This is a genomic window from Neoaquamicrobium sediminum, from assembly GCF_013240295.1.
Taxonomy (GTDB): Bacteria; Pseudomonadota; Alphaproteobacteria; order Rhizobiales; family Rhizobiaceae; genus Aerobium; species Aerobium sediminum.
In genome coordinates this window covers 130,188-155,002 of record NZ_JABETK010000002.1, presented here as the reverse complement: position 1 = coordinate 155,002, position 24,815 = coordinate 130,188, and the positions used below count along the sequence as shown (strand labels likewise).

Here is a 24,815-nt window from a genome sequence, read left to right as displayed (position 1 = left end):
GCGTTGCCGCTACGAAGGGGGAACGAGATAGAATGAGCCAGGAATTCGATCTGACGCCGGACCCCCGCGTCCTGCAGATGCTGGGTGAGATCAACCTTCCTCAATGGCGGTGCCTCGCGGAGCTAATCGACAACTCTATCGACGGGTTCGTCCACGCGACGCGATCTGGTGACCCCATCGACGCGCCAGAGATTAGCGTCGCGCTACCGACCGCCGATAACGAGAACGCGCGCGTCACTGTCAGGGACAATGGCCCGGGGATGTCGTTTGAGTCTTTGGAAAACGCCGTTCGAGCTGGCTGGTCTGGCAACGATCCATTGTCGAATCTCGGCCTCTTTGGAATGGGCTTCAACATCGCGACGGCTCGGCTGGGCCTAGTGACCGAGGTTTGGACTAGTCGCGCCGGCGATCCCGAGGAGGTCGGCGTGCGTATCGACCTTGATGAGCTGCGCACGACCCGTAGCTTCAAGGTCCCCCGCCAGACACGCGCCAAGCCGGATCACAACGCGCATGGGACAACGATTGTAATAAGCCGGTTGAAGCCGGATCAGCGTGCATACTTGGCGCGAGGCAACAATCAGAAAACGGTGCGCAAGCACGTCGCGCGAGCGTACTCCTCGCTGCTCGGTCAATCAGAGGCCGGCAAGATCCGCCTGATGGTGGGAAGCACGCGCTTGGCGCCGAGGCGTCACTGCGTTTGGGGTGAGGATCGCACGGTTTCGTTTCCAGATGGCACCGTCGCCCGGGCGGTGGAGCACATTGACTTCAAGCTCGCGCCGCGTCGTTACTGCATCCACTGCATGAGAACGCTCGCGGCGGCCGAGGAAACCTGCCCGACGGGGAGCCCGAGCTGCGAGGTGGTCGAGGCTGAGCGCCGGGTCCACGGTTGGATCGGCCTCCAACGCTATCTTCACAACACTGAGTTCGGTCTGGATTTCATCCGAAACGGGCGCAAGATCGAGATCGCGAATAAGGATTTGTTCGAATGGAGCGACGGCGACACGGCTGAAGTGGAATATCCCACCGACGATCAGCGAGGACGCGGTCGGTTTGTTGGCGAGATACATATTGATCACTGCCGCGTAAGTTACACCAAAGACCGCTTCGAGCGGGACGATCCCGCATGGAGTGAAATGTTGCGCGTCGTTCGTGGTGACGGGCCGCTCCGGCCTATCGTCGCCAAGCAACGGGGTTATGCTGGCAACGACAGCCCGCTTTACAAGCTCTACCAGACTTTCCGTCGGTCTAGCCCTCAAGGAAAAAAACGGGCTGTGGTCACGTGTCTTGGTCGTGAAGGATAACGACCGTGCCCAGCAGATGGCAAACCTCTTCGAGGAGGATGATCCTGACTATCTGACAGACGAGCGCTGGTGGCAGCTCGTACTTGAGCAGGATAAAGAAGTCTTGGGTGAGAAACCGGCCGAGGGAGGCGATGCGCTCTTGCCGCCGGGCTTCGTAGATGAGCCGCCTGCGGGTGATCCGGAAGACACCACAACGACCGCACCGCCCCCGCCGCAACCCGAGCCGCCAGCGCCGCCGCGTCGGCAAATCCACGAGCTATCCCGTAAGTATGTGCATCCGACTTTTAGGGTCGAGTATGAGATTCAAGCCTATGGGGTCGCCAGCAATGACCCTGATCTTCCGGCCGGTCTCCCTTGGGTTCTAAAACTTGATGACGTCGCAACCAGGACTTACGGTTTTTTGGTCGACGTGAGCCATGATGTCTTTCGTTCTACCACGATGACCCCGCTTGACGGACTTCTCACCGAGCTCACTCATCGTACGGTCGAGTTCCTAAAGGGGCAGGCGCAAGATCCCTCAGTCGCTGGCGTACTCGCCGATTTTCGTAAGCTGTATTGCCTAAATAGCCGACTCGATCCTCAGGAGATCATCACGCTGGCGACGTCCGTCCTCAGCGACATGGCACGCGCTATCCCCACCCTTGTCGCGGACGGACAGGGCGAGGCAATGTTCAATGAACTCGAGAGCGCTGAACGCGATGCCGTCGCCCGCCGAATGGCCAATCGAGGCGTACCTGATCATAAGGCCTTAATCGCGGATGGGCGTTTCTGGGATTATGCGGACCCGAATCCCTGAGAGAACTTTTTGCCAGACACCCTGAGCTGTTCCTGGACGGCAAGTATTGGGACGACGCTTACGGGAGCTTAGATTTCGGCAGTGACGTGATCTCCGAACAAGCCCGTTCGGCGGTGCGCTCACGATACGACGCGTATCTCAGCGATGCCGTGTGGCTCGCCAATCAATCGCCGGCCGATATTGAGCGTGCGAGCCGAGATGCGGTGATCCGAGCGAGCTGCTCCGTGAGGCTGTTAAAATCCGACGTGTCCGACTGATGCGCGAGCCCTTCCTCGACGCGGAGCGATTGTTAAAGGGGCCGTGGCAAGCCTTTGAGCGGGACGTTGCAAGGCTCCTTGTTTGCAACGGGTTCGAGGATGTGCGGCTGGTCGCGGGTTCCGGCGATCACGGCGCGGACGTGCTGGTGTCAAGAATGGAGAGCTTTGGGTAATCCAGTGCAAGTTTACCACCGGCGGCTACCCGTCGGCGAGCGCGGTGAACGAGGTCGGAGAGGCCGCGCGGTTCTATAAAGCGGACCGCATCTATGTAGCGTCCAGCAGGAGAGCCGGTCCCGCCACACACGATGCCATTAAGCGCTGGAAGGCGCTCGGGATTGAGATTGGGGTCCTAGAACCAGCGATGCTTCTTGAGCTCGCTCGGAAAAGTCCTGAGTACTCGGTGCATCGAAGAGAGCTGCGCGACTATCAGGACGAGGCAGTCGAGAATTTCGTGGCGTCGCTCCGCGAGACCGGCCGAGCTCAGGTTGTCTTGGCCACAGGCCTGGGAAAGACCGTCGTTTTGGCGGAAAGCGTCGCGCAACTGTTTCGAGATGAGGCGATTCCTACGGGGCGAGCGCTGGTGCTCGCAGGCACACGTGAACTCGTCGATCAGCTACAACGCTCGTTCTGGGATCAACTTCCGAAGTGGATCAGGACACATCGTCTAATGGGCGGTGAGAGCCCAAGCCATTGGGCTGGTATCACCTTCGCGACCATCCAGTCCGCTGTGTCGAGGCTTGAGGAACTCCCTGACTTCGGCTTGGTGCTTATCGACGAGGCTCATCATGTTGGCTCGGAGACCTTCCGACGCGTCACGGACCATCTCTCCGAAGCGATGATTGGCGGTGTTACGGCCACGCCATGGCGCGGGGACGGATACGATATCGACGAACTCCTTGGACCTCCGGTGTTGAAAATTGGGATCGCCGAGGGCTTGAAACGAGGATTTCTATGCGAGGCAGACTACAGGCTCCTCGCTGATAACATCGACTGGGAACTCGTTCGCTCCCAATCGCGCAACCGCTACTCACTCAGTCAACTGAATCGCCTGTTGCTGCTTCCTACACGCGATGAGGAGGCGGCGCGCGCTATCCGTGAGACGTTCGATGCTGAGCGCCGGCGGTCGGCCATCGTGTTCTGCTCTTCGGTGCATCATGCCAACAGTTTCGCGGCCACGTTGCGCTTGTTCGGTTTCCGGGCTGAGCCCATCACCGGTGAGATGAGCGCCCGCGAGCGTGATAAAGTGATGGCGGCCTTTCGCAAAGGAAGCCTTGACGTCGTAACGACGCGCGATCTCTTCAACGAGGGCGTCGATGTGCCTGACGTCGACATGATCGCGTTCATGCGCGTGACCCACAGCCGTCGAATCTTCGTGCAGCAACTTGGGCGCGGCCTAAGGATCAGCCCCAAGAAAACTAAAGTGGTTGTACTCGATTTCGTGAGCGACTTGCGGCGCATCGCAGAGGTCGTGGAGCTTGAGAAGGCCGCGCGGGGTGACCTCGAGCGTCTTCGCCTGCCGGGCATGGTGCACTTCCGTGACGAGGGCGCTGGGAGTTTCATGCTTGAGTGGATGCGGGACCAGGCCGACCTGTTCATGCGCGAGGGCGATCCCACGTTGGAGTTGCCGGCCTTTGACTTTCCCCAACCGCATAACCGGGGAACCGTGCAATGATGATGCCCGAGGACATACGAGATGGCCTGCGGGACAAGCTGTGGGGCGCGGCGGATGATTTGGGCTGGGCCTCGCTCAACGATGCGGAGCGGTCTCGGTTTTATGAAAAGTGGACCAAGGATCCGACCATTGGCGGGCAGTTGGCGCACTTCATGGACCCGAGAAAAGTACGGGTCTACATCAAGGATTCCCTGATCAAGCCATATGAGCGTGCGCGGCTGCTCGCGAGCGAACCCGAGATCTGGCGCGCGCTCGACATGACGGCGCCGACCGAGGCGGCAGAAACATTCATCAAGCCACACGGCTGCCGCTTAGAAGATGGTCGCGTCATCTGCTGGGGCAAGAGCCGGGATTGGAAACTCGTCATCATGGCCGTCTTCGAGCGAGGAAAATCTCGTCATGAGGGCAAGCCGTTTGGCGCGGTGCTTCTGGAGACAGGAAAGACGCCGGACGAAGCGACACGCAATCTCGTCAGAGATGCCGCCACCCGCCTCGGGGTCGAGAAACTCGCCTGGTTGGACTGAATCATATGCGTGACAATTTTCCAGGATGGTACCCAAAGACGCCGGAGCACATCGCGAAGCTCTGGGATACCGCAGTGTTCGTTCCCGACGCGAACGTCCTCCTTCATTGCCTCCGGCACACGACCGTCGTGCGAGATGAACTGCTACGTCTTTTCGAAGCGCTCGGCGACGCTTTGTGGATCCCATATCAAGTCGGCCTCGAATTTCATCGCAATCGCCTGGACGTCGAGTTCGGCGCCCTGGATGCCTATGACGCGCTGATCAAAGATCAAGAGGCGAACATCGACAAAGCGCGCGAACGTCTCCGCCAACTGCGCGCGCATCCGACGATAGACGTGCAGAAGGAACTGGCCGCGCTCGATATGTTTGTATCGGACTTCAAGGGGCGCATGGAGGCTGCACGTGATGCCCATCCCTCTGTTGGGGCCGAAGGAGTCTTAGAGAAACTGACCTCGCTCCTTGGGCATCGGATTGGAGATAAGTGGCCGTCGGAGAGACTTGCTGCGCTGAAGAAGGAGGGCGAAGATCGTTACTCCAAGAAAATACCGCCGGGTTACAAGGACCAGAAGAAGGACGCGGGAGAATACGACAAATTCGGCGATCTCATCATCTGGAAGGACATGATCGCCAAGGCGAAAGCCGACAATCGGCCTGTGATCTTCATTTCCGATGACGCGAAGGAGGACTGGTGGTGGATACACCGCGGGCGGAAAATGGGTGCTCGCCCGGAGCTGATTGAGGAGTTTCGCTCGCAGGCCGGCGAGGATTTTCACATTTATGAGTTCAGTCAGTTCCTGCGTTTCGCAGCTGATCGGTTCCCCGATATCAAGCCCAACGTCGCGCGGGTCGAGGAAAGCATTCTCGCCGACGAGAAGGCTCGCCGGCGGCAGGATGACGCAGCAGCGGCGCTGGAACGTGACGCGACACTGCGCACCTTCGAAGATGAGCGTGACCACATCGTGGGTATACTGTCAGGGGCTCCGGGCGGCATCGGGACTGTGTCAGGTGATCGCGCGGCGATGAGGGCACGGCTTGACGAACTGAATAGACAAATCAAGTCGATGTCCGAAGTGGCATTACAAAACGGTCAGGACGTCGACGGAGACCTTGGCGGTGACACAGTGCATAAGCCTTGATTAAAGAAGCGCGATGGCAGCGAGCGTTGTCCTCATCCACGCTGGTGCCTGGATCGCCGCATAGGCCAGTGTCTTCTTATCGGGTGCCGAAAGCCGGCTCGCCGCGACGCTCGCGACGTCCGCCGCTCGGAGGGGGCCGACATGCCGAAGCGCCTGGATCACCGTCCCGGCGGGGCTGCCTGGCGCGATAAGATGTTTGGGCGAGGCGTGGCGAAGATCCACGACGCGCGTTCCTAGGACCACGCGACGCGATGGGCCGTCGGTCAGATAAGTGCTTTGTGCCGGGACTTGGGTTGAAAGGCCGAGCGCGTTCGCCGCACGCGCTCCGGCGATCTGCACCCGCAAGCCGGTCTCTCGCGCAAGAGCGAGTGCAACCTCGTCGGGTGCGGGTGACAACGCCCCGAGTTTCGGGTGTAGCTTCGGAAAGTCGTAGAGCCCACGCGCAAGCCGGCGGAGCTGTCCGGCCGTCACTAACCGGGAGAGTGCTTGATCAACAGAGGAGCGGGTGGCAACTGTGAGGAAGTCGCTAGGCGTGAAGACGCTGCCACGTCCGCTAGCGCGGACGCGCTTCATAACCCGCTCGGGGACTGAGGCGTTTAGCGTCTTCACCTGTCAGAAAATGAGGCAAGTTTTTCTGACATGCAAGTAGCGGCATTCCCGGCAGAATTCCACCGCCACTTGCTGAGCGTTATGCAGCGGCTCGCTGTTCGTCATTCGCCGTGCCGACGGCGTCCGCTGCCGTAGCCTGCTGTAAGAAGCGTGCGAGCGCTGCGCGGCGCGACTCCCGATCTACGGCATATGCCGTCTGCTTGAATTCAATGCCGTCCAGGAGGCCCTGGATGTAGCCAGAGATGGTGTCGGCGGCCATGATCAGTGCCGTGTCGAGCGTGTGTATGTAGTTGCTGGTGACGGAACCCTTCGAATGTCCAACCAGAGCAGCGATGGTGACCTCCGTAAAACCAAGATCATTTGCGATGCTGGCGAAGCTATGTCGCAGGACATGAGGCGTGATGTCGGCGAGCGGCGTACCGTCGAATATCTGCTCCCAATGGTTCGGCAAGCTTCCGAAAGCGTTATCATCTCCTTGTCCCGGGAAGACGTAGGTGCCTGCTCTCGTTTTCCGGCGCTTCTCGAGATACTCCACGACGGGCAGGCCGATTGGGCGGATAGATCTCCCCTCTTTGCTGTCCGTCAGTCGCAGGCAGCTTGAATCGGTATCGGCTTCGGCCCAAGTCAGAGTGACCATTTCGGTTCGGCGGCAGCCCGTGAGCGCAAGTTGGCGGATCAAATCGACCGAAACCTCATATTTCTCGTTCTCGACCGCCTTAGCGAGCAACTGGCCAAGCACGCGATATTCGGTCTCGCTGAGCCTCCGAGCGCGGACGCTGTCCTTCGGTCGCCGCACACCGTGTGCAGGGTTCACTTCGATAATGCCAGCATCCACGGCGTAGGTGAGAATTCCGCCGAACAAGCCGATCGTACGGGTAGCCGTCCCGGCTCCGCCCTTGACGATCGATTTTCCTCGCAGCTTCTTCGTCTTGGCAACGAGTCGCGTCTTGCCCGCCATGATGTCCTTCATGGCCTTGTTGACTTCGGCCTTGGTCAGATCCTTCACCCGTCGGGAACCGAGCAAGGGGACGATGTGCCGGTGGATTCGGCCAATGTCCGAGGCGATCGTGCCTGGCTTCTTGGGGCGCCCGCCTTTTCCGAGAATGAGGCCGGCGTTCAGGTCGGCGAGGTAGAGGTCGCACAGCTCTTTGACCGTGATCGCCCTGTTGTCGAGCTGCTTCTCTTCTGCCGGGTCTTCGCCTTTAGCGATACGCCCCAGTTGCACCTTCGCTTCCTGGCGGGCCCGCTCGGGCGTCCAGACGCCGTGCAGGCCAATCGTGAAGCGTCTCGATCGCTTGCCGAGCCGATACTGAATGACGTAGCTGCGCTTGCCGGAGGCGAACACTCTGAGGCCGAAACCGGGCAGCTCGTCGTCCCAAATGACGTAATCTTTTTCGCGACTATGTGTGGCGTCGACGACCCGTTTAGTGAGCTTAGGCATGGGCTTCCTCCGACCCTACCGTTTCCTCTCGCGTAAGCACCACGTAAGCATGCGGGCGAAAACTGTGGCGGGGAGAAGAGTAGCTTCGGCGGAGAAGAAATTCAAATTGTTTAGCGTTTACAGGGAGATAGGCGGACATTGGCGGCTCCTTGCGCTTTTTGGCGGAGCTAGCCATATTCCCTCCGAAGGCAGAGGTCACAGGTTCGAATCCTGTCGGGTGCGCCAATAATGGAGAAGGCCTTGCACACTGAAATTGGGTATCTGATCGCGTGATCTGTCAGGTCTTAGTCAGCGGCAGACCACATTGCTGAAATTTGATCTGCTTCGGTGCGTACGACTTTGCGTGCGCCGAATCTCGACACATCTCCATGCCCCGCCACCAAGCACCGGTCTGCCGAAATTTCGGGCAGCATGTCCGGCAATGCTGCAAGGCAGCCCTGGTCCGGGATTATAACCTCCTCGCACTCGACATTCTGTCCAGAAACTACAACCTCAATCCGCTCGTCGTTTATGAAAGCACGAACATGAGGGCTAAAGTCGACCCCGAAGCTCTCTATCTCGGGGATATGAAGTACGGCGAACGTGGTTTTTCCGTTTAGCCATCTTAAATAGGCAAGTGCTGAGGGTTTTGTCATATCCGCGACCAGCAGATTGGCGACCCGCACAGGCTCTCCGGCCTGCTCCGACGCGATCTCGCGGCAGCGGATACGGACGCGGCCCGTTGTTGGCAATGAGACTTTGCTCCGTGTCGCGCCAGTGGGCGGCGGCTTCCCTATATTCCCGCCGCGCGCCGTAGTGGAGCGACTTGAGGCTCGTTGCGCCACGGTTGGTCAGCGACTCCGGCAGTGAAAGGATGAATGCGAGCGGGGTGTAAGGCCATAAAATTCGCTCGCTCTGACCCTTCAACTTCATAATACGAAAATAGAGTTCAGTATCGGCAGAAAACCGAACCTCGTCCCACCCGCCGAGCTCTTTCACAATGCGGGTCGCCACAAGAAGGGATGACGTATTCTCCACGATGCAAGACCCGCTGCGATATTTGATCGCGCCAACCAGACTGTCGGTTACCCGAACACCGAAGGTGGTGTTGAACGGTCGATCGTCTCCAATCTCTCGCATCTGCACCTCGATGCGTTGTGGATGCGACCAGTCGTCTGCGTCATTGACCGTGATGTAGGTGCCCGACGACGCGGCGAGACCTGTCAACGGCGGAGCAAAAACCGGCCATTGGGCGGCGCAAAACCAGGCCACTGGCGCTGCTGCGAGCGGGGAACGTCGGGAGGGCGTAGCCCGACCAGAGTTTTCCGCTCGCAGCAGCGGCGATCTTATTGGTGAGGGTTGGGGGTTTTTCGTGCCCGGCTTTGCGCGAGGCGATAGCTGTCGCCGTTCATCTCGAGGATGCTGACGTGGTGGGTCAGCCGGTAGAGGAGTGCGCCTGTGAGGCGCTCGGAACCGAAGGTTTGGGTCCATTCGTCGAAGGGCAGATTGCTGGTGATCAGGGTGGAGCCACGCTCGTAACGCTGCGAGATCAGCTCGAACAACAGCTCGGCGCCGGTTTTGGAGAGCGGCACGAAGCCCAGCTCGTCGATGATGAGCAGCTTGTAGCCCGCCATCTGCTTCTGGAAGCGCAGAAGACGGCGTTCGTCGCGCGCCTCCATCATCTCGCTGACGAGCGCGGCCGCTGTGGTGAAGCCGACGGACAATCCCTTCTGGCAGGCCGCCAGGCCGAGGCCGATCGCGACGTGGGTCTTGCCCGTGCCGCTGGGGCCGAGCGCGATGACGTTCTCGCGGCGCTCGATCCATTCGCACCGCGCCAGTTCCAGCACCAGCATCTTGTTGAGCTTCGGGATGGCGGCGAAGTCGAAGCTGTCGAGGCTTTTTGCGGCGGGGAACTTTGCCGCCTTGATGCGGCGTTCGACCATCCGCCGTTCCCGATCGATCAGTTCCAGCTCGACCAGCCGGGCAAGGTAGCGGACATGATCCACGCCCTCGACCGCACATTGCCGGGCAAGTTTGTGGTGCTCACGCAGGAAGGTCGGCAGCTTCAAGGTCTTGAGGTGGTGGGCGAGCAGGAGTTCTGGAGCATCGCTGCTCATGCCGGTTCCTCCTTACGGTCCAGCAGGCGCATATAGGCCTTGGCCGACGTCTTCTCGACAGTGGCTCTGGGCAGATAGGGATAGATGTCGAGGTCCAGCTTTGGTGGCCTGCGTTCGGCCCGGCACAGGACGAGGTGCTTCACGGCGTCGAAGCTGATGGCGCCCAGATGCAGCGCCTGCTTCACGGCTGCGTGCAGATCGGCCAGATCGAAGCTTTCCATCAGGCGCAGCACCTGCACATAGGCGCGCCTGCCCTGCTTGCCCATCCGTGCTTCCATGAGGCGGCGCAGTGTCGTGAACGCCTCCGGCAATTCCCAGCCCTGTAGCGGTGCCGCCTGGTCGAGCGCGTTGATCTTCTGCTCGATCAGCGGCAGGTAATGCAGTGGATCGAAGACAACCTCCTCGCGCTCATAGCTGCGCGGATGACGGGCAATGATCCCCCGCCGCAGCCAATCACCACCTCGCCGACATAGCCACGGATCCAGACGTCCTGGTGGCCGTAGGCGACCGGGACGGAGTAGTCGTTGGTCCTGTAGCGCACCAGCGCCTGCGAAGTGACCCGACCGCTGGCATGGTCGCAAGCATCGAAGGGTGATGCCGGCAGTGGGCGCATCGCCACCAGATCGCGCAGCAAGCGTTCGCCGATCGTCTCGCTCTCGCCGCGTAGCCGGTCACCCTGGCGCTTGCGGCACTGCTCCTCGAGCCACAGATTGAACTCGTCCCACGATGCAAAGTGCGGAATCGGCACCATGAAGTTGCGGCGCACATAGCCGACCAGACCTTCGACGCTGCCCTTGTCATTGCCCTTGCCGGGGCGGCCGTAACGATCCCGGATCAGATAGTGGGACAGGAAGCCGCTGAACAGCGTTGCCCGCTTGCGCGTGCCGTCGGGCAGGATCTTCGCCACCAGGCAGCGGTCGTTGTCGTAGACAATCGACTGCGGCACGGCGCCGAAGAAGGCGAACGCATGGATATGGCCGTCCACCCACGCTTCGGCCACCGCCGCAGGATAGGCGCGCACATAGCAGGCATCGCTGTGCGGCAGATCGAGCACGAAGAAGTGCGCCTTCTGCTCAACGCCGCCGATGACAACGACAGCCTCCCCTAAGTCGGCCTGTGCGTGCCCCGCCGGGTGCGCCAGCGGCACGAACATCTCCTGGCCGCGCAGATCCCGCTTGCGCATATAGTCCTTGATGATCGTGTAGCCGCCGGCAAACCCGTGCTCGTCGCGCAGCCGGTCGAACACCCGCTTGGCCGTATGGCGCTGCTTGCGCGGGACCGCACGGTCCGCATCAAGCCACCGATCGATGACCGCGATGAACGCGTCCAGCTTCGGACGCCGAACCGGAGCCTGCCGCCGATAGCCCGGCGGAACCGAATACGCCATCATCTTGCGAACCGTGTCGCGCGAGATGCCGAAATGCCTTGCTGCCTCGCGCTGGCTCATGCCTCCGTCGCAAGCCACGCGAACCTTCAGATATAATTCCACGGTGTAGATCCCTATTCCCTCCCTGCGCCACGCAGAAAAGGGAAAAAGTGGACGACTTTTACGCCGCCCGCAGCCGGACAATCCCGCCGCTACCGTGGTCTAGTTTTCCACCGCCGTTCTCAGCCTGGGAGGTGGTGCGCAAGCCGTTGTTAGCCGCGATAATCTGCGAAGGCAGCATGCGAGATGACGTAATGATGTCTATACATCGGCGCGCAAAGTCCGGTGGCAGGAAACTGTCCACCGCATCACGCTGTTTCGCCCTGTCGGTTTTGGCCTCAGATATGACCGTGTCGATCTCATCCGCCCCCCACCACCACTGTTCCGGGGTTCGCAAAGCCTGAGCTGCGCGCAGGATAGTCGACTTTCCCACCCCCGAAGGACCAAGCAATTCGACAAGGACAGTCGGCTTCCCCTTTTGGCCGGCTCAATGGGCGCGGGTTCCGGCTTCTTTGGCTCGGCGAGCCTGGTCAGCCGTTTGTCCATCTCCTCGAGCTTCTTCGTACGACCGCCGATATCCTTCAGGGCTTGCTTGATGTGGCGGTCGCTGGCGTCGAGTGCGCTAGCCAGTTTCGCTCCCGACTTCTCAATGCTGACAAGACGGACATCGAGGCCATCCTGCCGCTTGAGGAATTCAGTCTGGTTTGCGGTGACCGCCTCGCTGATTTTCCTGCTCGCCTGCTCAACGTCTTTCAGCCGGGCATCCGTCGCCTGCTGGCCGACCTTGATGGCTTGGCCCAGTTTTTCGCCGTTCTCCCTTACAGCGCTCACTTCTCCAGCCAGATCGGCATTGCCGCGTTCGATGGAAGCCAGCCGCCCGTCGACACCTTCCTGCCAGCTCCGCAACTCCGCCTGGTTGGCGTCTGCGGTTTTGCCGAGGTCCTGGGCCATCTTCCGAACGGTGGCGAGGCCTTCGTGAAGTGCGGCGCCGTTCCTGTCGTCGACCTCCGCGTAGGCGTCGATCTTTGCCAGGAGATAGTCGACCTTCTTTTCGACCAGCAGCAGCGACTCTTCGAGCGTGCGCTCGATCTGCGACACCTTGTCGGCGGTGCGTGTCAGCTCTTGCCTGGTGTCGATGATCGTCGAGCGCAGGAAGAGCCGGTTGCCGACCTTCGTTGCCCAGCGGACTTTCGCGCCCTGGCTCCCGATGGGTGCAGTCAGGGCGCCTGCCCCCGGCTGCGCCTTGTTCGCCAGATCGTCCGCGTCCGTCATGCCGACGGCGACGATAACGTCTTCGATGTCGATCGCCGCGACGCCTTCGCAAGCAAGCGACAGGACCACTGGCGCTTGGCCGGGATTTTCCACATCCAGGACGACGTGCGTGCCCCGACGTTCGAACGGTCTCAGGCTTCCGGCCTTTTCAGAGGTCTCGTCCAGCCTCACGCGCGCACCGGCCATCGTCATCGCACACGGCGCATGAAGTACGATGTGGCGGCCATCCGCTTCAGAGCGAAGGGTAACGCTCAGCTCGGCTTTGGCGCCGGCCGGAACGGGGATCGAAAGCGGCCGTGCCACAGACGTCAGACGAATTGGCTCGCTGTTGGAACGCTCGGCCGCAATAGTCCAACCTGCGACCTCACGCACGGAAATATCATGCCCCAGCAACACCGGGTGGCGGTTCGCCCATGCGCGAAACCGCAGCGTTACACGTCCGCCTGACGTGGGCGCGAAGAAGCGAACCACCCCTGCCCCCGTCTCCGGGTTCGCCTTCAGATAGGAGTACCGGCCCACTTCTTCGGAAAAGCCGGGAGAAACGTGCTCCTCGGTGATCGGCCTGCCGTCAGCGTCGATAAACTGCACGAGGGCGGCCTTGGGGCCCTCCTTCTCATGCGTACGCAGCCGGTACCTGACCTCGTAAAAGGCCATCGACTTGCATTTTACCTTGAGATCGCGCCCCTCTTTCGAAAGTGGCTCTTCAGTCGCCATCAGCACTGCCTCTACCGGATTCCATCAATGCCAACATAGGGTCGGTCACCTTGCCTGCTCTCCAAGCACGGCACGGCAGAATCATCAACCCATGTAGAGTTGAGTTGACCCGGCTAAAATGCCGCTCGCGATGGATGGACAACGGCGCAGCCATTCTACACGATCCGCCGTATCGACGGCGTCTGCGGGCCTGCGGCGTGATGCCTTCACCGGCTTGCGGCAACGCATCTCCCGAGGCGTCCTCCGACGCCCATTTACAAGCGATCGCGCGGCATTGCGACATGGCACACATACTTCCAAACCCCAGCATCGCTGAAAGCGCGGCAGCTGCAAGCCGGGAGACCACGCGGCTGGTCGCCGCGTTCGTGTTTCCGGCCTTTCCGATGATGGCGTTCAGCTCGGTCATCGAGCCGCTTCGCGCGGCCAATGTGCTGGCCAAACGTCAGCTTTATCGGTGGATCGTGGTCGGCCCTTCGAGCATGCCGGTGAGAGCGTCGAACGGAATTCTGATCGCCCCCGACCGTGGCGTTGCCGACGCTCCTATCGTCGACCGGGTTGTCGTCTGCTCGGGCGGCGATGCGGATCAGGTGGTATCGAAGGAGGCCACCGCATGGATCCGGCGCTGCCTTCGTCGCGGTGCCGCGATTGGGGCCGTGGCCGATGGCGCGTTCTTCCTGGCGCGGGCCGGTCTGCTCGACGGCCACGCCTGCACCCTGCACTGGACCAGCCAGGCGGCGTTCCACGAGGCGTTTCCGGACCTCGACCTGAAGCGGGATCTCTATGTGGTCGACCGCAACCGTTTCACCTCGGCGGGCGGTGTCGGCAGCCTCGACATGATGCTCGAGATCATTTCGGGCGATCATGGTGCTGAACTTGCCGCTGGTGTTGCCGAATGGTTCGTGCATTCGCCGCTGCGCTCCAGCGTCGACCGGCGGCTGATGCCGGTTCGGCTGCGCACCGGCGTTCGCGACGAACTGGTGCTCTCGGCGATTGCGATAATGGAAGAAGAAGTCGAAGGCCGGCTCGCGATCGCGGCGCTGGCCCATCGGCTGGGGGTCTCGAACGACAGGCTCGAGCGCGCGTTCCAGACGGAACTCTCCGTCGCGCCCAGCGCCTACTACCGGCAATTGCGCTTGCGGCGTGCGGCCGATCTGCTGGCGCATTCCTCGTTGCCAATACGGGAGGTAGCGCTGGCCTGTGGCTTCGCCAGCATGTCCAGCTTCGCCCGCGCCTTCCGCGAGACGCACGGGGCAACGCCCGGTGCCTATCGCCGCGCATGACGCCCGTTCCATCTCGCGGTTTCAGGGCTTTCTTTTGCGGAATCTGGCACAAACCAGCGAGCTGACCGGTATCATCATCGCCGCGTACAGGAGGCATGAATGAGCATCGTCGTATTTGATCCGGACAGCACCGAAGACGTCGACTTCAGGGACCGCATGCGCCATCCGGCGGCTGCGGACCCATCGGGCGGCATGTGGCTCTCCGACACCGAACCCTCCTTCATCGACGCGAATGCCCTGCGCAAGGGACGGCTGGCGAAGCTGCGCGCCTGGATGAAGGACGCCGGCTATGGCGCGCTGGTGCTGTTCGACCCGTACAACCAGCGCTACGCGACCGGTTCGCGCAACATGTTCGGTTATTTCCTGCGCAATTCGACACGCTATTTCTTCGTGCCTGCCGAGGGGCCGATCGTGCTGTTCGAATACCCCCAGAGCTACCATGTCTCCATGGTGCTCGACACCGTCGACGAGGCGCGGCCGTCGAAGCTGGTATGGTCGTCGGTCTCCGGACGAGACGACGAAACCGCCGGTCCCTTCGCCGATGAAATCGCCGAGTTGCTGAAGGCTCACGGCGGCGGCTCGATGAAGCTGGGGCTCGACCGCTGCAGCCACCTCCAGGCTCTGGCGCTGGAGAAGCGCGGCTGCGAAGTGAAGGACTGCCAGGGCGAGATACTCGCCGTGCGCGCCATCAAGACGCCGGAGGAGGTCAAATGCCTCGTCGCTTCGATGGCTGGGGCGGAAGCCGCGGTCTCCGCGGTTCGCGAGGCGATCAAGCCGGGCGTGTCGGAGAACGAGCTCTTCGCCATCATGTATGGCGAGGTCATCCGCCAGGGCGGCGAGTTCATCGAGACGCGCCTGCTCACCTCCGGCCAGCGCACCAACCCGTGGTTCAACGAGGCGAGCGGCCGCAAGATCAGGCCGGGCGAACTGGTCGCGCTCGATACCGATACGATCGGCTGCTACGGCTACTACTCCGACTTCTCGCGCACCTTCCGCTGTGGTCCCGGCAAGCCGAGCGACTACCAGAAGATGCTCTACCGCATGGCCCACGATCAGGTTCAGCACAACATCTCGATCGTGAGGCCCGGCATGGCGTTTCGCGAGATAGCCGAAAAGGCGTGGAAGATCCCCGACCGGTTCGTCGACCAGCGCTACACGTCGGTCATGCACGGCGTCGGCATGCATGGCGAAACGCCGTTCATCGCCCATTCAATGGACTACGAAACCTACGGTCGCGATGGCATCATCCAGCCGGGAATGGTCGTGTCCGTCGAAAGCTATATCGGTGAGAAGGGCGGCAGCGAAGGCGTCAAGCTCGAGGATGAGATCCTGATCACCGAGACCGGCACCGAGCTTCTGTCGCGGTTTCCCTATGAGGACGAGTTTCTGGCAGGTGGTGCAGCTTGAGAAAGCCGTTGACGATCGAAGCCGCGCAAAGCGCGCTTTTGTGCGTGGATCTGCAGGAAGAGCACCGCCAGGACAGCCGCTACTTGGTCGACGGCTTCGACCGCGTGCTCGAAAACGTCCAGCGCTTGCAGGCAACGGCGCGGGAGCACGGCATCGCCGTTCACCACTCGGCCTATGTGGTGGATGCCGGTGCCGGAACGCACCGGCCTTTTCATCCGATGATGGAAGACGGCCGCTCTGCCTTCAGCGATGTGAACGATCCGCTGTCGGCAATCTGCCCGGAAGTCGGGCCGGCCGGCGACGAGCTCGTGTTGGTCAAGACCGACGCCAGCAGCCTCGCGCAGGGCGACGTGCCTCTGCTTTTCCGTGCCCACGGCCTGCAATGGATCTTCGTATGCGGCGTCTGGACAGAGGCCTGCATTGCCGCGACCGTGAAGGACGCCGTCGAGCAGGGTTTTCGCGCAATCCTGGTCAAGGACGCCTGTTCCAGCGGCAGCCGCGCCATGCACGAGACGGCGGTTCTCAACATCGCCAACCGGCTCTATGGCGGTGCCGTCACCGATACCGACGGCGCGTGCAGGCTGATGGCCGGCGAGACGATCTCCGCGTGGCAGGTGGTCGGCTCGGTGCCGCTGCGCTTCGCATATGACGATGCCGCGGCACTTTACGATGCGTTGTAGGCTGCCCTGAGTCTCGCGATGTCGGCACTCGACCGATACCGTCACCTGCTGGATGCAGACCTCGCTGCATTCATACAGGCGCACGAGCGGGGGTTCCCACCTGATCTGGACGCGCAGCCGCTGGATCGCCAGAGGGCAGTCTACGGGGAGATGTGCAGCGCCTTCCACGCGCCCACGCCTGCCGACATCGAAATCCTCGATACCGCACTCGAGTTTCCGGACCGGGCCATACGATTGCGCATCTACCGACCGCTCGGCCGGAAAGGCGCAGCCACGGTCCTCTATTTCCACGGAGGCGGGTTTGTCTTCGGCGACCTGGACAGCCACGGCGACATGTGCGCCGAACTGTGCAGCCGAGCCGATGTCGACGTGATCTCGGTCGACTATCGGCTCGCACCGGAACACCTTCACCCTGCGGCCTTCGATGACGCGATGGCCGCCTTTGCGTGGGCGGCGCGGACGTTCGGTCAGTCTCCGATATTGTTCGGCGAAAGCGCTGGTGGTTCGCTGGCCGCGGCGGTTGCGGCCGCGACGAGACGCCATTCGGAAAAGCCATGCGGGCTTGTGCTCGTCTATCCCGGTCTGGGTGTTCACGGCGACCTGCCGTCATTCAGCGAGCACGCCGAGGCTCCGCTGCTTACAGCCGCCGAAATCGGCCACTATCAGGCGATCCGTCTGCGCGAAGCAGGGGATGCGGCTGACCCGGCCGTCAACCCTCTGCGTGATACCGATTACACGGACCTGCCACCTACCTTTGTATCCGTTCCAGAATTCGATCCGCTTCGGGACGAGGGGCAGCTCTATTGCGAACTGATCCTTGCAGCCGGCGGGAATGCAACTTGTGTGGTCGAGCCCCGACTGGTTCACAGCTTCCTGCGGGCGCGAACCCGTGTAGTCCGCGCGGCCGGCGCCTTCGACCGCATAGTCGACGCTGTGAAATCCATGAGTGCGTGCTAACGCGCGGCTGGACGCATATCATTTGCGGATTCACGCACATTTGCCTCGCTCCGATGCCTCTACGATCCGCCGTGATAGCCATCCGGCCCCACCAACCAGATCGACGGAGAGCGACATGAGCAGGTACATGCTGACGAAACGACCCCTTCACCCTATGGCTGAAGCCGTTACCGGCAGCTTTCGCTCGGGCCGCATCGGCCGGCGCGAGTTCCTTGCGTCGCTAGCCGCTCTCGGCGTCAGCGCTGCAGGCGCGCGTGCGCTTGGCGGCCTGGCAGTTACTCCCGCAGCCGCGCAGGAGCCGCAGACGGGCGGGACGCTGCGCGTCTCCATGACCGTCAAGAACTGGCGCGACCCACGCACCTTCGACGGGGTCGAGATGTCCAATATCGCCCGCCAGTGCAACGAGTATCTGGTGCGATGGAATAGCGATTTCACCTTCGAACCCTGGCTGCTGGAGGCATGGGAGGTTAGCGATGACGCCCGCGTCATAACCTTGAAGGTCCGTTCCGGCATCACATGGTCCAATGGCGATGATTTCAACGCGGACGATCTCGTCCACAACCTGACCCGCTGGTGCGACAGCGCCGCCGAAGGCAATTCGATGGCGAACCGCATGTCCGTGCTGATCGACCCGGAGTCGAAGCAGGCGATCGAGGGCGCGATCGAGAAGCTGGACGACATGACTGTCCGCCTGAACCTGCCCAAGCCGGACATCTCGCTGATCGCCGGCATGGCCGATTATCCCGGGCTCATCATGCACCGCAGCTACGACGGGAGCGAAGACCCCATTGAGGCACTGGCGATCACCACCGGCCCATGCGAAATGGTGTCGTGGAACACCGGCGAGAGCGCGGAGGTTCGCCGCAAGGAAACGCCCTGGTGGCGGGGCGACTTCCATCTCGACGGAATCCGCTGGATCGACTACGGCACCGACCCTAACGCGGCGCTGTCCGCCTTCGAGGCGGGCGAAGTCGATGTCAACCACGAGACGGCGGCCGAGCAGGTGGATCAGGTGGAGGCGATCGGCCTGACGACCTCGGAGATTGCCACTGGTTCCACAATCGTCGCCCGCTTCAGCGCACGTGCCGAACCCTATGGCGATGCGCGCGTTCGTCGCGCCGGGCAGCTTGCCGTCGACAACGAGGCGGTCCTTCTTCTCGGCATCGATGGTCGCGGCAAGCAGGGCGAGAACCACCACGTCGGCCCGATGCATGAGGAATACGCCGACATCGGCCCCCACGTCCGCGATGTCGAGCAGGCCAAGGCGTTGCTTGCCGAAGCAGGCATGGAAAATCACGAATACGAACTGATCTCGGTGGATGTCGACTGGCAGAAAGCGACCGCCGACGCGATCGCCGGGCAGATGCGCAACGCCGGCCTCAAAACGAGGCGCACCGTGCTGCCGGAAGCAACCTTCTGGAACGACTGGACGAAGTTTCCCTTCTCGTGCACCGAATGGCTCGGCCGCCCGTTGGGCGTGCAGGTGCTGGCGCTCGCCTATCGGTCGGGCGGTGCCTGGAACGAGAGCGGCTACTCCGACCCCGAGTTCGACGCCCTGATGGACGAGGCGCTGGCGACGCCCGATCCGGACGAGCGCCGCACGATCATGGAAAAGATCGAATCCAACCTGCGCAACTCGGGCATCATCATCCAGCCCTACTGGCGTTCGGTCTTCCGTTCGTTCCAGGCCAGCGTGAAAGGCTGCGAGCAACATCAGTCGCTCGAACAGCATTTCGAAAACGTCTGGCTCGAAGCTTAGCCGGCAGCCCTGAGAGCCTTAAGCCTTTACGACGTTGGTGTTCGGCAGATCCCGCCTGGCGCATGCGTTTCTGGTGTCGACGACGAGCTTGGCGTTGTCGACGACCAGAGCATAGTCGACTGTGTCGTGATCGGTAGCGATGAGGACGGCGTCATAGGCCGCGACCTCCTGCGCTGTAAGATCGACCGAGCGGCGACCGGTCAGCGGGGCATGTTCGCGCGTCGGCGGGATCTGGGCAATGTGAGGATCGTGGTAGGCGGTCACCGCCCCGCGCTCCTCAAGAAGCTCGATCAGCCGTAGCGACGGGCTCTCGCGCATGTCGTCGACATTCTTCTTGTAGGCAATGCCAAGCACCAGAATGCGCGCGCCGTTGAGGCCGCGCTTGAGCCTTGAATCCATGGCCCTTGCCAACTGGCTCACCACGCGCTGCGGCATTGCCGTGTTGATCTCGCCGGCAAGCTCCACGAAGCGTGTTGAGATCTCGTATTCGCGCGCCTTCCACGTCAGGTAGAAGGGGTCGATCGGGATGCAGTGACCGCCCAGCCCCGGCCCCGGATAGAACGGCATGAAGCCGAACGGCTTGGTCTTAGCCGCGTCGATCACTTCCCACACGTCGATGCCCATCGCCTCGTAGACGACTTTCAGCTCGTTCACGAGCGCGATGTTGACGGCGCGGAAAATGTTCTCCGTCAGCTTCACCGCCTCGGCCGTCGCGGCAGACGACACCGGTACCGTCTTCGTCACCAGAGCACCGTAAAGCGTGTTGGCCAGTTCCAGCGCATGCGCACCGTCGCCGCCCACCACTTTCGGGATCGTGGAGGTGCCGAAATCCGGATTGCCCGGGTCCTCGCGCTCCGGCGAGAAGGCGAGGAAGAAATCCTGGCCGCTTTTCAGGCCGCCTTCTTCCAGGATCGGCCGCAGCACCTCATCGGTGGTGCCGGGATAGGTGGTCGATTCCAGAACCACGAGCTGGCCGGCCCGCAGGCTGCCCGCGACAGAGCGCGCCGTGGCCACCACGAAGGAGAGGTCCGGTTCGCGATGGCGCGTTAGCGGCGTCGGCACGCAGATCAGGATCGCATCGACCTCGGCCAGCCGCGCAAAGTCGGCCGTAGCCTCGAACTTGCCCTTGGCGATGGCATCGCCCAGGAGCGCACCGTCAATATGCTTGATGACCGTCTCGCCGCGGTTCACCTTGGCAACGCGCTGCGCGTCGATGTCGAAGCCGATCACGCCGAAGCCGGCGTTCGTTGCCGTCACCGCAAGCGGAAGCCCGACATAGCCAAGCCCCACGATCCCGACTAGCGCATCGCGCGAGCCGATGGAGGACAGAAGCTTCTCATAAATCGCGCTATCAGCCACGGCGGCCGCCGATCCCTTGTTCATCTCGTTCAAAACAACTCTCCTAATAAATCCAGGCGCTCGTCCGTTACCAGGCCGGGGCGCAAGCTTGCCTGCGTCCCTGAACGCGCATCATGCCTTCCATATTCCCCTTGTGTCGACGATCCTGACGCGAGCACGATCCGGCGTACCGCCGAACTTGAACGCGTCGTGGTCCACCAGGAGCACGCAGATATCAGCCCTCGCGAAAGCGTCCTGCGGGGACACGAGGGTGGCCTCGCCCAACCCGTCGGGCAGCTTCGCGATATGCGGCTCAACCACCATCAGGCGATCTCGCACTTTCTCGGCCAGCGCGCGAGCGATACCGAGCGCAGGGCTCTCGCGCAGGTCGTCTATGTTCGGCTTGAATGCCAGGCCGAAGCAGGCAACCGTTGGTTTCAAGCCGGGATTTTCGGCCGTCCACGCCTCGATTTCGGCATCCACTCTGGACAGGACCCAGCGGGGCTTGGAATCGTTGACTTCGCGCGCCTGGCGTATAAGCCGCGCCTGCTCGGGGGCCGCGCTGACGATGAACCACGGATCGACGGCGATGCAATGTCCTCCCACACCCGGGCCGGGCTGAAGAATATTGACGCGCGGATGGCGGTTGGCCATGCGGATCAACTCCCACACGTCGATACCCAGGCGATCGCAGATCAGGGACAGTTCGTTGGCGAAAGCAATATTGACGTCGCGAAAGCTGTTCTCGGTAAGCTTGGTCATCTCCGCAGTGCGGCAATCGGTGACGAAACACTCGCCTTTTACGAACTGCCTGTAGAGCTCGACCGCCCGTGTCGAACAGAGCGGTGTCATGCCGCCGATCACCCGGTCGTTCTCAACCAGCTCGCGCAGGACCTGACCCGGCAGTACGCGTTCCGGGCAGTGAGCTATGCGGATATCCGATGCCTCGCCATGCGTCTGCGGAAAAGTGAGGTCCGGCCTTTCCTCGGCAAACCACGCGGCCATCTGCTCGGTGGCTCCGACGGGCGAGGTGGATTCGAGCACCACGAGATTGCCCGGCCGCAGCACGGGCGCGATCATGCGGCTGACGGCTTCGATGTAGCTGAGGTCCGGCTCTGGCACCTGCGACACGGTCGCGTCGCGGAACGGTGTCGGCACGGCGACCACGAAGGCGTCGGCCTCCTCCGGCGTCAGCGTGGCATGGAAGAAACCGTCTTTCACCACGCGATGCACCAGCGCGTCGAGATCGGGCTCTACGAAATGAGTCCCGCCGGCATTGATGGTGTCGACCACATGCGGGGCGACATCAACACCAATTACCTTCTTGTTGCGGCTGGCAAACACCGCCGCGGTGGGAAGTCCGATATATCCGAGCCCCACCACGGAGATACGTTCAAACGGCATCAATACCACTCTGCTGAAGCTTCCGCTCACGGATCGGTCGCCAGAAGCCGGTTGAAGCCCCGCCGCCCCTTCGAAGTGCGTGCAGATAACAGCATTGACGCTGTTCATCAATCGACAGGAACCGAGCTGGAAGCTTTTTCATGGAAGGTCGCCCCGACCTTGCGCCGCAGGCGCCTCGGCATGCGGATTCAGCATCTGCCTATTCTTGCGCCACCGATTCGTAGCATTTCTGCAACACGCAACTTTCCCTCTGCAGTTGAAATCGATCCGTTCGATATTTCTGTTGTCCAGCCGGCCAAATTTCTGAAATCTCCACTTCATGACAAGCCTGAGAAGAGTCGTTTTATTTCCAACATCAGGCCCTGATCAAAGAAACCGATACACCTCGTTCCGATTCGGAGATAATTCATGAAATTGCGCGGCGCTATCCTTGCATCTCTTGCGTCCCTTTCCGGTATCTCGGCAGTACATGCAGCTGACGCCGTTGTATATGCAGAGCCTGAGCCAATGGAATATGTTCGCATATGCGACGTTTACGGCGCTGGCTTTTTCTATATCCCCGGGACCGAGACTTGCCTTCAGATCGGCGGCTATATGCGCTACCGAATGGACTATGTGAAGCAGGAGGGGCTGCCATACGTCTTCACGAAGACGGCCCGCTTCGCCCCCAGCTTCGATGTTCGCTCCGAGACGGAGTGGGGCACGCTGCGCGGCTTCGCGCATCTCTTCTTCGAATGGAATTCGCTCGACGGCAATGATGTCTACGCCGACCAGCTCTTCATGGAGCTTCAGATGGGCAGCGGCACGCTGCTCGTCGGCAAGACCGACAATCCCTATGCGCGGTTCTTCGGCGACTATGGCGCGCCGGGCGAGTTCGAGGGCGACTTCGCAGGCCAGATCTACAATAGCGGCGAGGTGTCCTATACCTACGAGGCGGCCAACGGCTTCTCAGCCGTCATCGCGGCTGTCGAGACCGGAACCGGTCAGTTCGAGCCGAATATCGAAACCGGCGCGATCTACCGCAAGGACTGGGGCTCGATCGGCGGCATGGTCGGCTACGACAATCCCGATGACTCCTGGGGTGCAAAGGCCGTGGGGCGCGTGAACTTCGACCCGTTCGCACTCGGCGTGCACGTACTTTACAGCAGCAGCGAGAGCGGTACTTACGGGGCGGTCAATCCTGGCTCCGGCGAGACCTCGGAATGGTCAATCCTGGCGCATGCCGAGGTCAAGCTGAACGAGAAGATTGCCGTCAACGGCTACCTGCAGTGGTTCGATGCGACGACCAACGGCGACAGCGCCTGGCAGGCAAAGGGCGGCCTCGCGCTGACCCCGATCGAGAATCTCGAAGTGCTGCCGGAGGTTCGCTACACGAAGGTTTCCGGCGGTGCCGATAGCTGGGAAGGCGTGCTGCGCGTGACCCGCAGCTTCTGATCGCAAGACTCCAAGCCATTGCAAGCCCGGCGGACAACCGCCGGGCTTTTTTGTTGACTCCAAAGGCCTGCCTGCCGCCAATCGGCGCGCGATTATAAAGACAGGATTCGGGGAGTTCGCGATGACCGACAGTTTCAAGCGTTCCGACATCACGCTTGCCAACTGGAGAACGAGCCCGTTCAGCCGCTACAGCTTCCAGCACGTGGCCGAATTCGTGCCAACGGCGGAAATCGCCACGGCAGCCGGGAACGAAGACCCATCCCCCGGCCCCGCTGCCCTGCAAGAGCTTTCACTCAAGGACATCGACGGCGGATCCATCGGAGCGCTGGCTCACATGGAGCGCTCTCATACCGATCATCTGGTGGTCATGCGCGACGGTGCGGTGATCGCGGAATGGCTTGCGGAGAACGCCGATCCGGCACGGCCGCACGTCATCTTCTCGATCAGCAAGTCGGTCACCGGCCTGCTCGCCGGGATCGCCGCCGGCGAAGGGCTGCTGGACCCGGATGCGCCGGTTGCGCAATACGTCCCTTCGATGACGGGCTCCGCCTATGGCGACGCGCGCATCCGCGACCTGCTCGACATGACCGTCGACCTCGATTTCGACGAGGAATACCTCCACGACGGCGGGGCGTTCGACCGCTATCGCCGCGCCATGCTGTGGAACCCCGAGCGCGGCAACAGCCAGCCGGAAACGATGGAAGCGTTCCTCGCCACGCTGGGGCCGCGCGGGCACGGCCATGGCAAACAGTTCTATTACGCGTCACCGAACACGGATCTGCTCGGTCTCGTCGTCGAACGCGCAACGGGCGTGCGCTATCATCTTTACTTAGCGAACCGCCTCTGGCGGGCGATGGGCGCGCGGGGCGCTGCCAGCGTTACGGTCGATAGGGTCGGCACCGCGCGGGCTGCGGGTGGCGTCTGCATCACCACGCGCGATCTTGCCCGGCTGGGTCAACTCGTGATGAACGATGGTCGCACGGCCGACGGCACACGCGGTCATCCCGCGCGACTGGATCGACGACATGCGCACCAATGGCGACCGGCAAGCCTGGATGGACGGAAATTTCGCAGACATGTTCGAGAACGGGCGCTACCGCTCGTGCTGGTACGATGTCGGCGATGGCCGCGGCACGCTCGCTGCGGTCGGCATACACGGCCAGTGGCTGTGGGCAGACCCGCAAAGCCGCGTGGTCATCGCCAAGACATCGTCACGCGCCGATGCCAGCGACGACGATGCCACTGCGCTCGAAGTCGCCATGCTTTCGCAGATCGCCAAAGCCTACGAAACGCTGTAAAGCGCAGCATCCGC

At 61.8% G+C, this 24,815-nt stretch carries 21 protein-coding genes and 2 pseudogenes; 15 read left to right on the top strand and 8 right to left on the bottom strand.

Annotated elements, in window-relative coordinates:
* Positions 1–32 precede the first annotated feature (32 nt).
* The 6 genes from HK436_RS30570 (at position 33) to HK436_RS12410 (ending at position 5,686) form a co-directional block, all read left to right on the top strand.
* Positions 33–1,301 carry an ATP-binding protein gene (locus HK436_RS30570; protein ID WP_206680524.1) on the top strand — a complete coding sequence of 423 codons (1,269 nt, stop codon included), beginning with the start codon at positions 33–35 and terminating at the stop codon, positions 1,299–1,301.
* Positions 1,291–2,097, top strand: a complete 807-nt coding sequence (locus tag HK436_RS30565) for a hypothetical protein (RefSeq protein ID WP_206680523.1) — start codon at positions 1,291–1,293, stop codon at positions 2,095–2,097. Before HK436_RS30570 ends, HK436_RS30565 begins: the two co-directional genes overlap by 11 nt.
* A gap of 256 nt (positions 2,098–2,353) precedes the next feature.
* Complete coding sequence (locus HK436_RS33535) at positions 2,354–2,527, top strand: restriction endonuclease (RefSeq protein ID WP_206680522.1); 174 nt, start codon at positions 2,354–2,356, stop codon at positions 2,525–2,527.
* A gap of 44 nt (positions 2,528–2,571) precedes the next feature.
* Complete coding sequence (locus HK436_RS12420; RefSeq protein ID WP_206680521.1) at positions 2,572–4,026, top strand: DEAD/DEAH box helicase; 1,455 nt, start codon at positions 2,572–2,574, stop codon at positions 4,024–4,026.
* The gene (locus HK436_RS12415; RefSeq protein WP_024588037.1) at positions 4,023–4,550 is read left to right on the top strand and encodes a hypothetical protein; all 528 of its coding nucleotides are present in this window, start codon (positions 4,023–4,025) and stop codon (positions 4,548–4,550) included. The genes HK436_RS12420 and HK436_RS12415 overlap by 4 nt, the downstream gene beginning before the upstream one ends.
* Before the next feature lie 5 nt (positions 4,551–4,555).
* On the top strand, positions 4,556–5,686 hold the full coding sequence (locus HK436_RS12410) for a PIN-like domain-containing protein (RefSeq protein ID WP_024588038.1): 1,131 nt from the start codon (positions 4,556–4,558) through the stop codon (positions 5,684–5,686).
* Here the strand turns inward: HK436_RS12410 and HK436_RS12405 are convergent, their stop codons facing one another.
* The 6 genes and pseudogenes from HK436_RS12405 to HK436_RS12380 form a co-directional block, all read right to left on the bottom strand.
* The gene (locus HK436_RS12405) at positions 5,687–6,259 is read right to left on the bottom strand and encodes a DUF6088 family protein (protein WP_024588039.1); all 573 of its coding nucleotides are present in this window, start codon (positions 6,257–6,259) and stop codon (positions 5,687–5,689) included.
* A gap of 115 nt (positions 6,260–6,374) precedes the next feature.
* Positions 6,375–7,736: a tyrosine-type recombinase/integrase gene (locus HK436_RS12400; RefSeq protein WP_024588040.1), complete on the bottom strand. Its 1,362-nt coding sequence runs from the start codon at positions 7,734–7,736 to the stop codon at positions 6,375–6,377.
* A 531-nt stretch (positions 7,737–8,267) separates the two neighbouring features.
* Positions 8,268–8,987: a glycosyltransferase gene (locus HK436_RS12395; RefSeq protein ID WP_173190357.1), complete on the bottom strand. Its 720-nt coding sequence runs from the start codon at positions 8,985–8,987 to the stop codon at positions 8,268–8,270.
* A gap of 74 nt (positions 8,988–9,061) precedes the next feature.
* A complete protein-coding gene (gene istB / locus HK436_RS12390) occupies positions 9,062–9,832 on the bottom strand; it encodes an IS21-like element helper ATPase IstB (protein ID WP_173190355.1) in 771 nt (256 codons plus the stop codon).
* Positions 9,829–11,321 (bottom strand): annotated as a pseudogene (gene istA / locus HK436_RS12385) (IS21 family transposase). The gene istB and the pseudogene istA overlap by 4 nt, the downstream one beginning before the upstream one ends.
* Positions 11,322–11,519: 198 nt before the next feature.
* Positions 11,520–13,244, bottom strand: a complete 1,725-nt coding sequence (locus tag HK436_RS12380; protein WP_173190353.1) for a hypothetical protein — start codon at positions 13,242–13,244, stop codon at positions 11,520–11,522.
* A 383-nt stretch (positions 13,245–13,627) separates the two neighbouring features.
* Between HK436_RS12380 and HK436_RS12375 the strand changes: the two genes are divergently transcribed.
* From HK436_RS12375 to HK436_RS12355, 5 genes are all read left to right on the top strand, one after another.
* Positions 13,628–14,524 (top strand): GlxA family transcriptional regulator, encoded by an 897-nt coding sequence (locus HK436_RS12375; protein WP_244649139.1) that lies wholly within the window; start codon positions 13,628–13,630, stop codon positions 14,522–14,524.
* Between the two features lie 99 nt (positions 14,525–14,623).
* Positions 14,624–15,931 carry a M24 family metallopeptidase gene (locus HK436_RS12370; RefSeq protein ID WP_173190348.1) on the top strand — a complete coding sequence of 436 codons (1,308 nt, stop codon included), beginning with the start codon at positions 14,624–14,626 and terminating at the stop codon, positions 15,929–15,931.
* The gene (locus HK436_RS12365) at positions 15,928–16,611 is read left to right on the top strand and encodes an isochorismatase family protein (RefSeq protein ID WP_173190346.1); all 684 of its coding nucleotides are present in this window, start codon (positions 15,928–15,930) and stop codon (positions 16,609–16,611) included. Before HK436_RS12370 ends, HK436_RS12365 begins: the two co-directional genes overlap by 4 nt.
* Before the next feature lie 18 nt (positions 16,612–16,629).
* Positions 16,630–17,568 carry an alpha/beta hydrolase fold domain-containing protein gene (locus tag HK436_RS12360; protein ID WP_173190345.1) on the top strand — a complete coding sequence of 313 codons (939 nt, stop codon included), beginning with the start codon at positions 16,630–16,632 and terminating at the stop codon, positions 17,566–17,568.
* Between the two features lie 115 nt (positions 17,569–17,683).
* Positions 17,684–19,327 (top strand): ABC transporter substrate-binding protein, encoded by a 1,644-nt coding sequence (locus HK436_RS12355; protein WP_173190343.1) that lies wholly within the window; start codon positions 17,684–17,686, stop codon positions 19,325–19,327.
* An 18-nt stretch (positions 19,328–19,345) separates the two neighbouring features.
* Here HK436_RS12355 and HK436_RS12350 read toward each other — a convergent pair whose 3' ends face one another.
* Together HK436_RS12350 and wecC are read right to left on the bottom strand one after the other, a co-directional pair.
* Positions 19,346–20,710, bottom strand: coding sequence for a nucleotide sugar dehydrogenase (locus HK436_RS12350; protein WP_173193425.1), 1,365 nt, complete (start codon positions 20,708–20,710; stop codon positions 19,346–19,348).
* A gap of 87 nt (positions 20,711–20,797) precedes the next feature.
* The gene (gene wecC / locus HK436_RS12345) at positions 20,798–22,069 is read right to left on the bottom strand and encodes a UDP-N-acetyl-D-mannosamine dehydrogenase (RefSeq protein WP_173190341.1); all 1,272 of its coding nucleotides are present in this window, start codon (positions 22,067–22,069) and stop codon (positions 20,798–20,800) included.
* A 51-nt stretch (positions 22,070–22,120) separates the two neighbouring features.
* On the opposite strand from wecC, the gene HK436_RS12340 reads away from it, so the two are divergent.
* The 4 genes and pseudogenes from HK436_RS12340 to HK436_RS32395 all read left to right on the top strand — a co-directional run bounded on the left by HK436_RS12340 (position 22,121) and on the right by HK436_RS32395 (position 24,801).
* On the top strand, positions 22,121–22,435 hold the full coding sequence (locus HK436_RS12340; RefSeq protein WP_173190339.1) for a hypothetical protein: 315 nt from the start codon (positions 22,121–22,123) through the stop codon (positions 22,433–22,435).
* 42 nt (positions 22,436–22,477) lie between these two features.
* On the top strand, positions 22,478–23,503 hold the full coding sequence (locus HK436_RS12335) for a porin (RefSeq protein WP_280515672.1): 1,026 nt from the start codon (positions 22,478–22,480) through the stop codon (positions 23,501–23,503).
* A gap of 121 nt (positions 23,504–23,624) precedes the next feature.
* A pseudogene (locus HK436_RS32400) lies at positions 23,625–24,494 on the top strand (serine hydrolase domain-containing protein); the annotation flags it as partial.
* Positions 24,475–24,801, top strand: coding sequence for a hypothetical protein (locus HK436_RS32395; RefSeq protein ID WP_280515799.1), 327 nt, complete (start codon positions 24,475–24,477; stop codon positions 24,799–24,801). The pseudogene HK436_RS32400 and the gene HK436_RS32395, both read left to right, overlap by 20 nt.
* Positions 24,802–24,815 lie beyond the last annotated feature (14 nt).

Excerpts from the sequence above, each read along its gene's own strand:
- HK436_RS12380 (WP_173190353.1), bottom strand. The coding sequence starts at position 13,244 with ATGGCGACTGAAGAGCCACTTTCGAAAGAGGGGCGCGATCTCAAGGTA.
- wecC (WP_173190341.1), bottom strand. The coding sequence starts at position 22,069 with ATGCCGTTTGAACGTATCTCCGTGGTGGGGCTCGGATATATCGGACTT.
- HK436_RS12415 (WP_024588037.1), top strand. The coding sequence starts at position 4,023 with ATGATGATGCCCGAGGACATACGAGATGGCCTGCGGGACAAGCTGTGG.
- istB (WP_173190355.1), bottom strand. The coding sequence starts at position 9,832 with ATGAGCAGCGATGCTCCAGAACTCCTGCTCGCCCACCACCTCAAGACC.
- HK436_RS12355 (WP_173190343.1), top strand. The coding sequence starts at position 17,684 with ATGAGCAGGTACATGCTGACGAAACGACCCCTTCACCCTATGGCTGAA.
- HK436_RS12370 (WP_173190348.1), top strand. The coding sequence starts at position 14,624 with ATGAGCATCGTCGTATTTGATCCGGACAGCACCGAAGACGTCGACTTC.
- HK436_RS12410 (WP_024588038.1), top strand. The coding sequence starts at position 4,556 with ATGCGTGACAATTTTCCAGGATGGTACCCAAAGACGCCGGAGCACATC.
- HK436_RS30570 (WP_206680524.1), top strand. The coding sequence starts at position 33 with ATGAGCCAGGAATTCGATCTGACGCCGGACCCCCGCGTCCTGCAGATG.
- HK436_RS12405 (WP_024588039.1), bottom strand. The coding sequence starts at position 6,259 with ATGAAGCGCGTCCGCGCTAGCGGACGTGGCAGCGTCTTCACGCCTAGC.
- HK436_RS12350 (WP_173193425.1), bottom strand. The coding sequence starts at position 20,710 with ATGAACAAGGGATCGGCGGCCGCCGTGGCTGATAGCGCGATTTATGAG.
- HK436_RS12335 (WP_280515672.1), top strand. The coding sequence starts at position 22,478 with ATGAAATTGCGCGGCGCTATCCTTGCATCTCTTGCGTCCCTTTCCGGT.
- HK436_RS12375 (WP_244649139.1), top strand. The coding sequence starts at position 13,628 with ATGATGGCGTTCAGCTCGGTCATCGAGCCGCTTCGCGCGGCCAATGTG.
- HK436_RS32395 (WP_280515799.1), top strand. The coding sequence starts at position 24,475 with ATGGTCGCACGGCCGACGGCACACGCGGTCATCCCGCGCGACTGGATC.
- HK436_RS33535 (WP_206680522.1), top strand. The coding sequence starts at position 2,354 with ATGCGCGAGCCCTTCCTCGACGCGGAGCGATTGTTAAAGGGGCCGTGG.
- HK436_RS12400 (WP_024588040.1), bottom strand. The coding sequence starts at position 7,736 with ATGCCTAAGCTCACTAAACGGGTCGTCGACGCCACACATAGTCGCGAA.
- HK436_RS12360 (WP_173190345.1), top strand. The coding sequence starts at position 16,630 with ATGTCGGCACTCGACCGATACCGTCACCTGCTGGATGCAGACCTCGCT.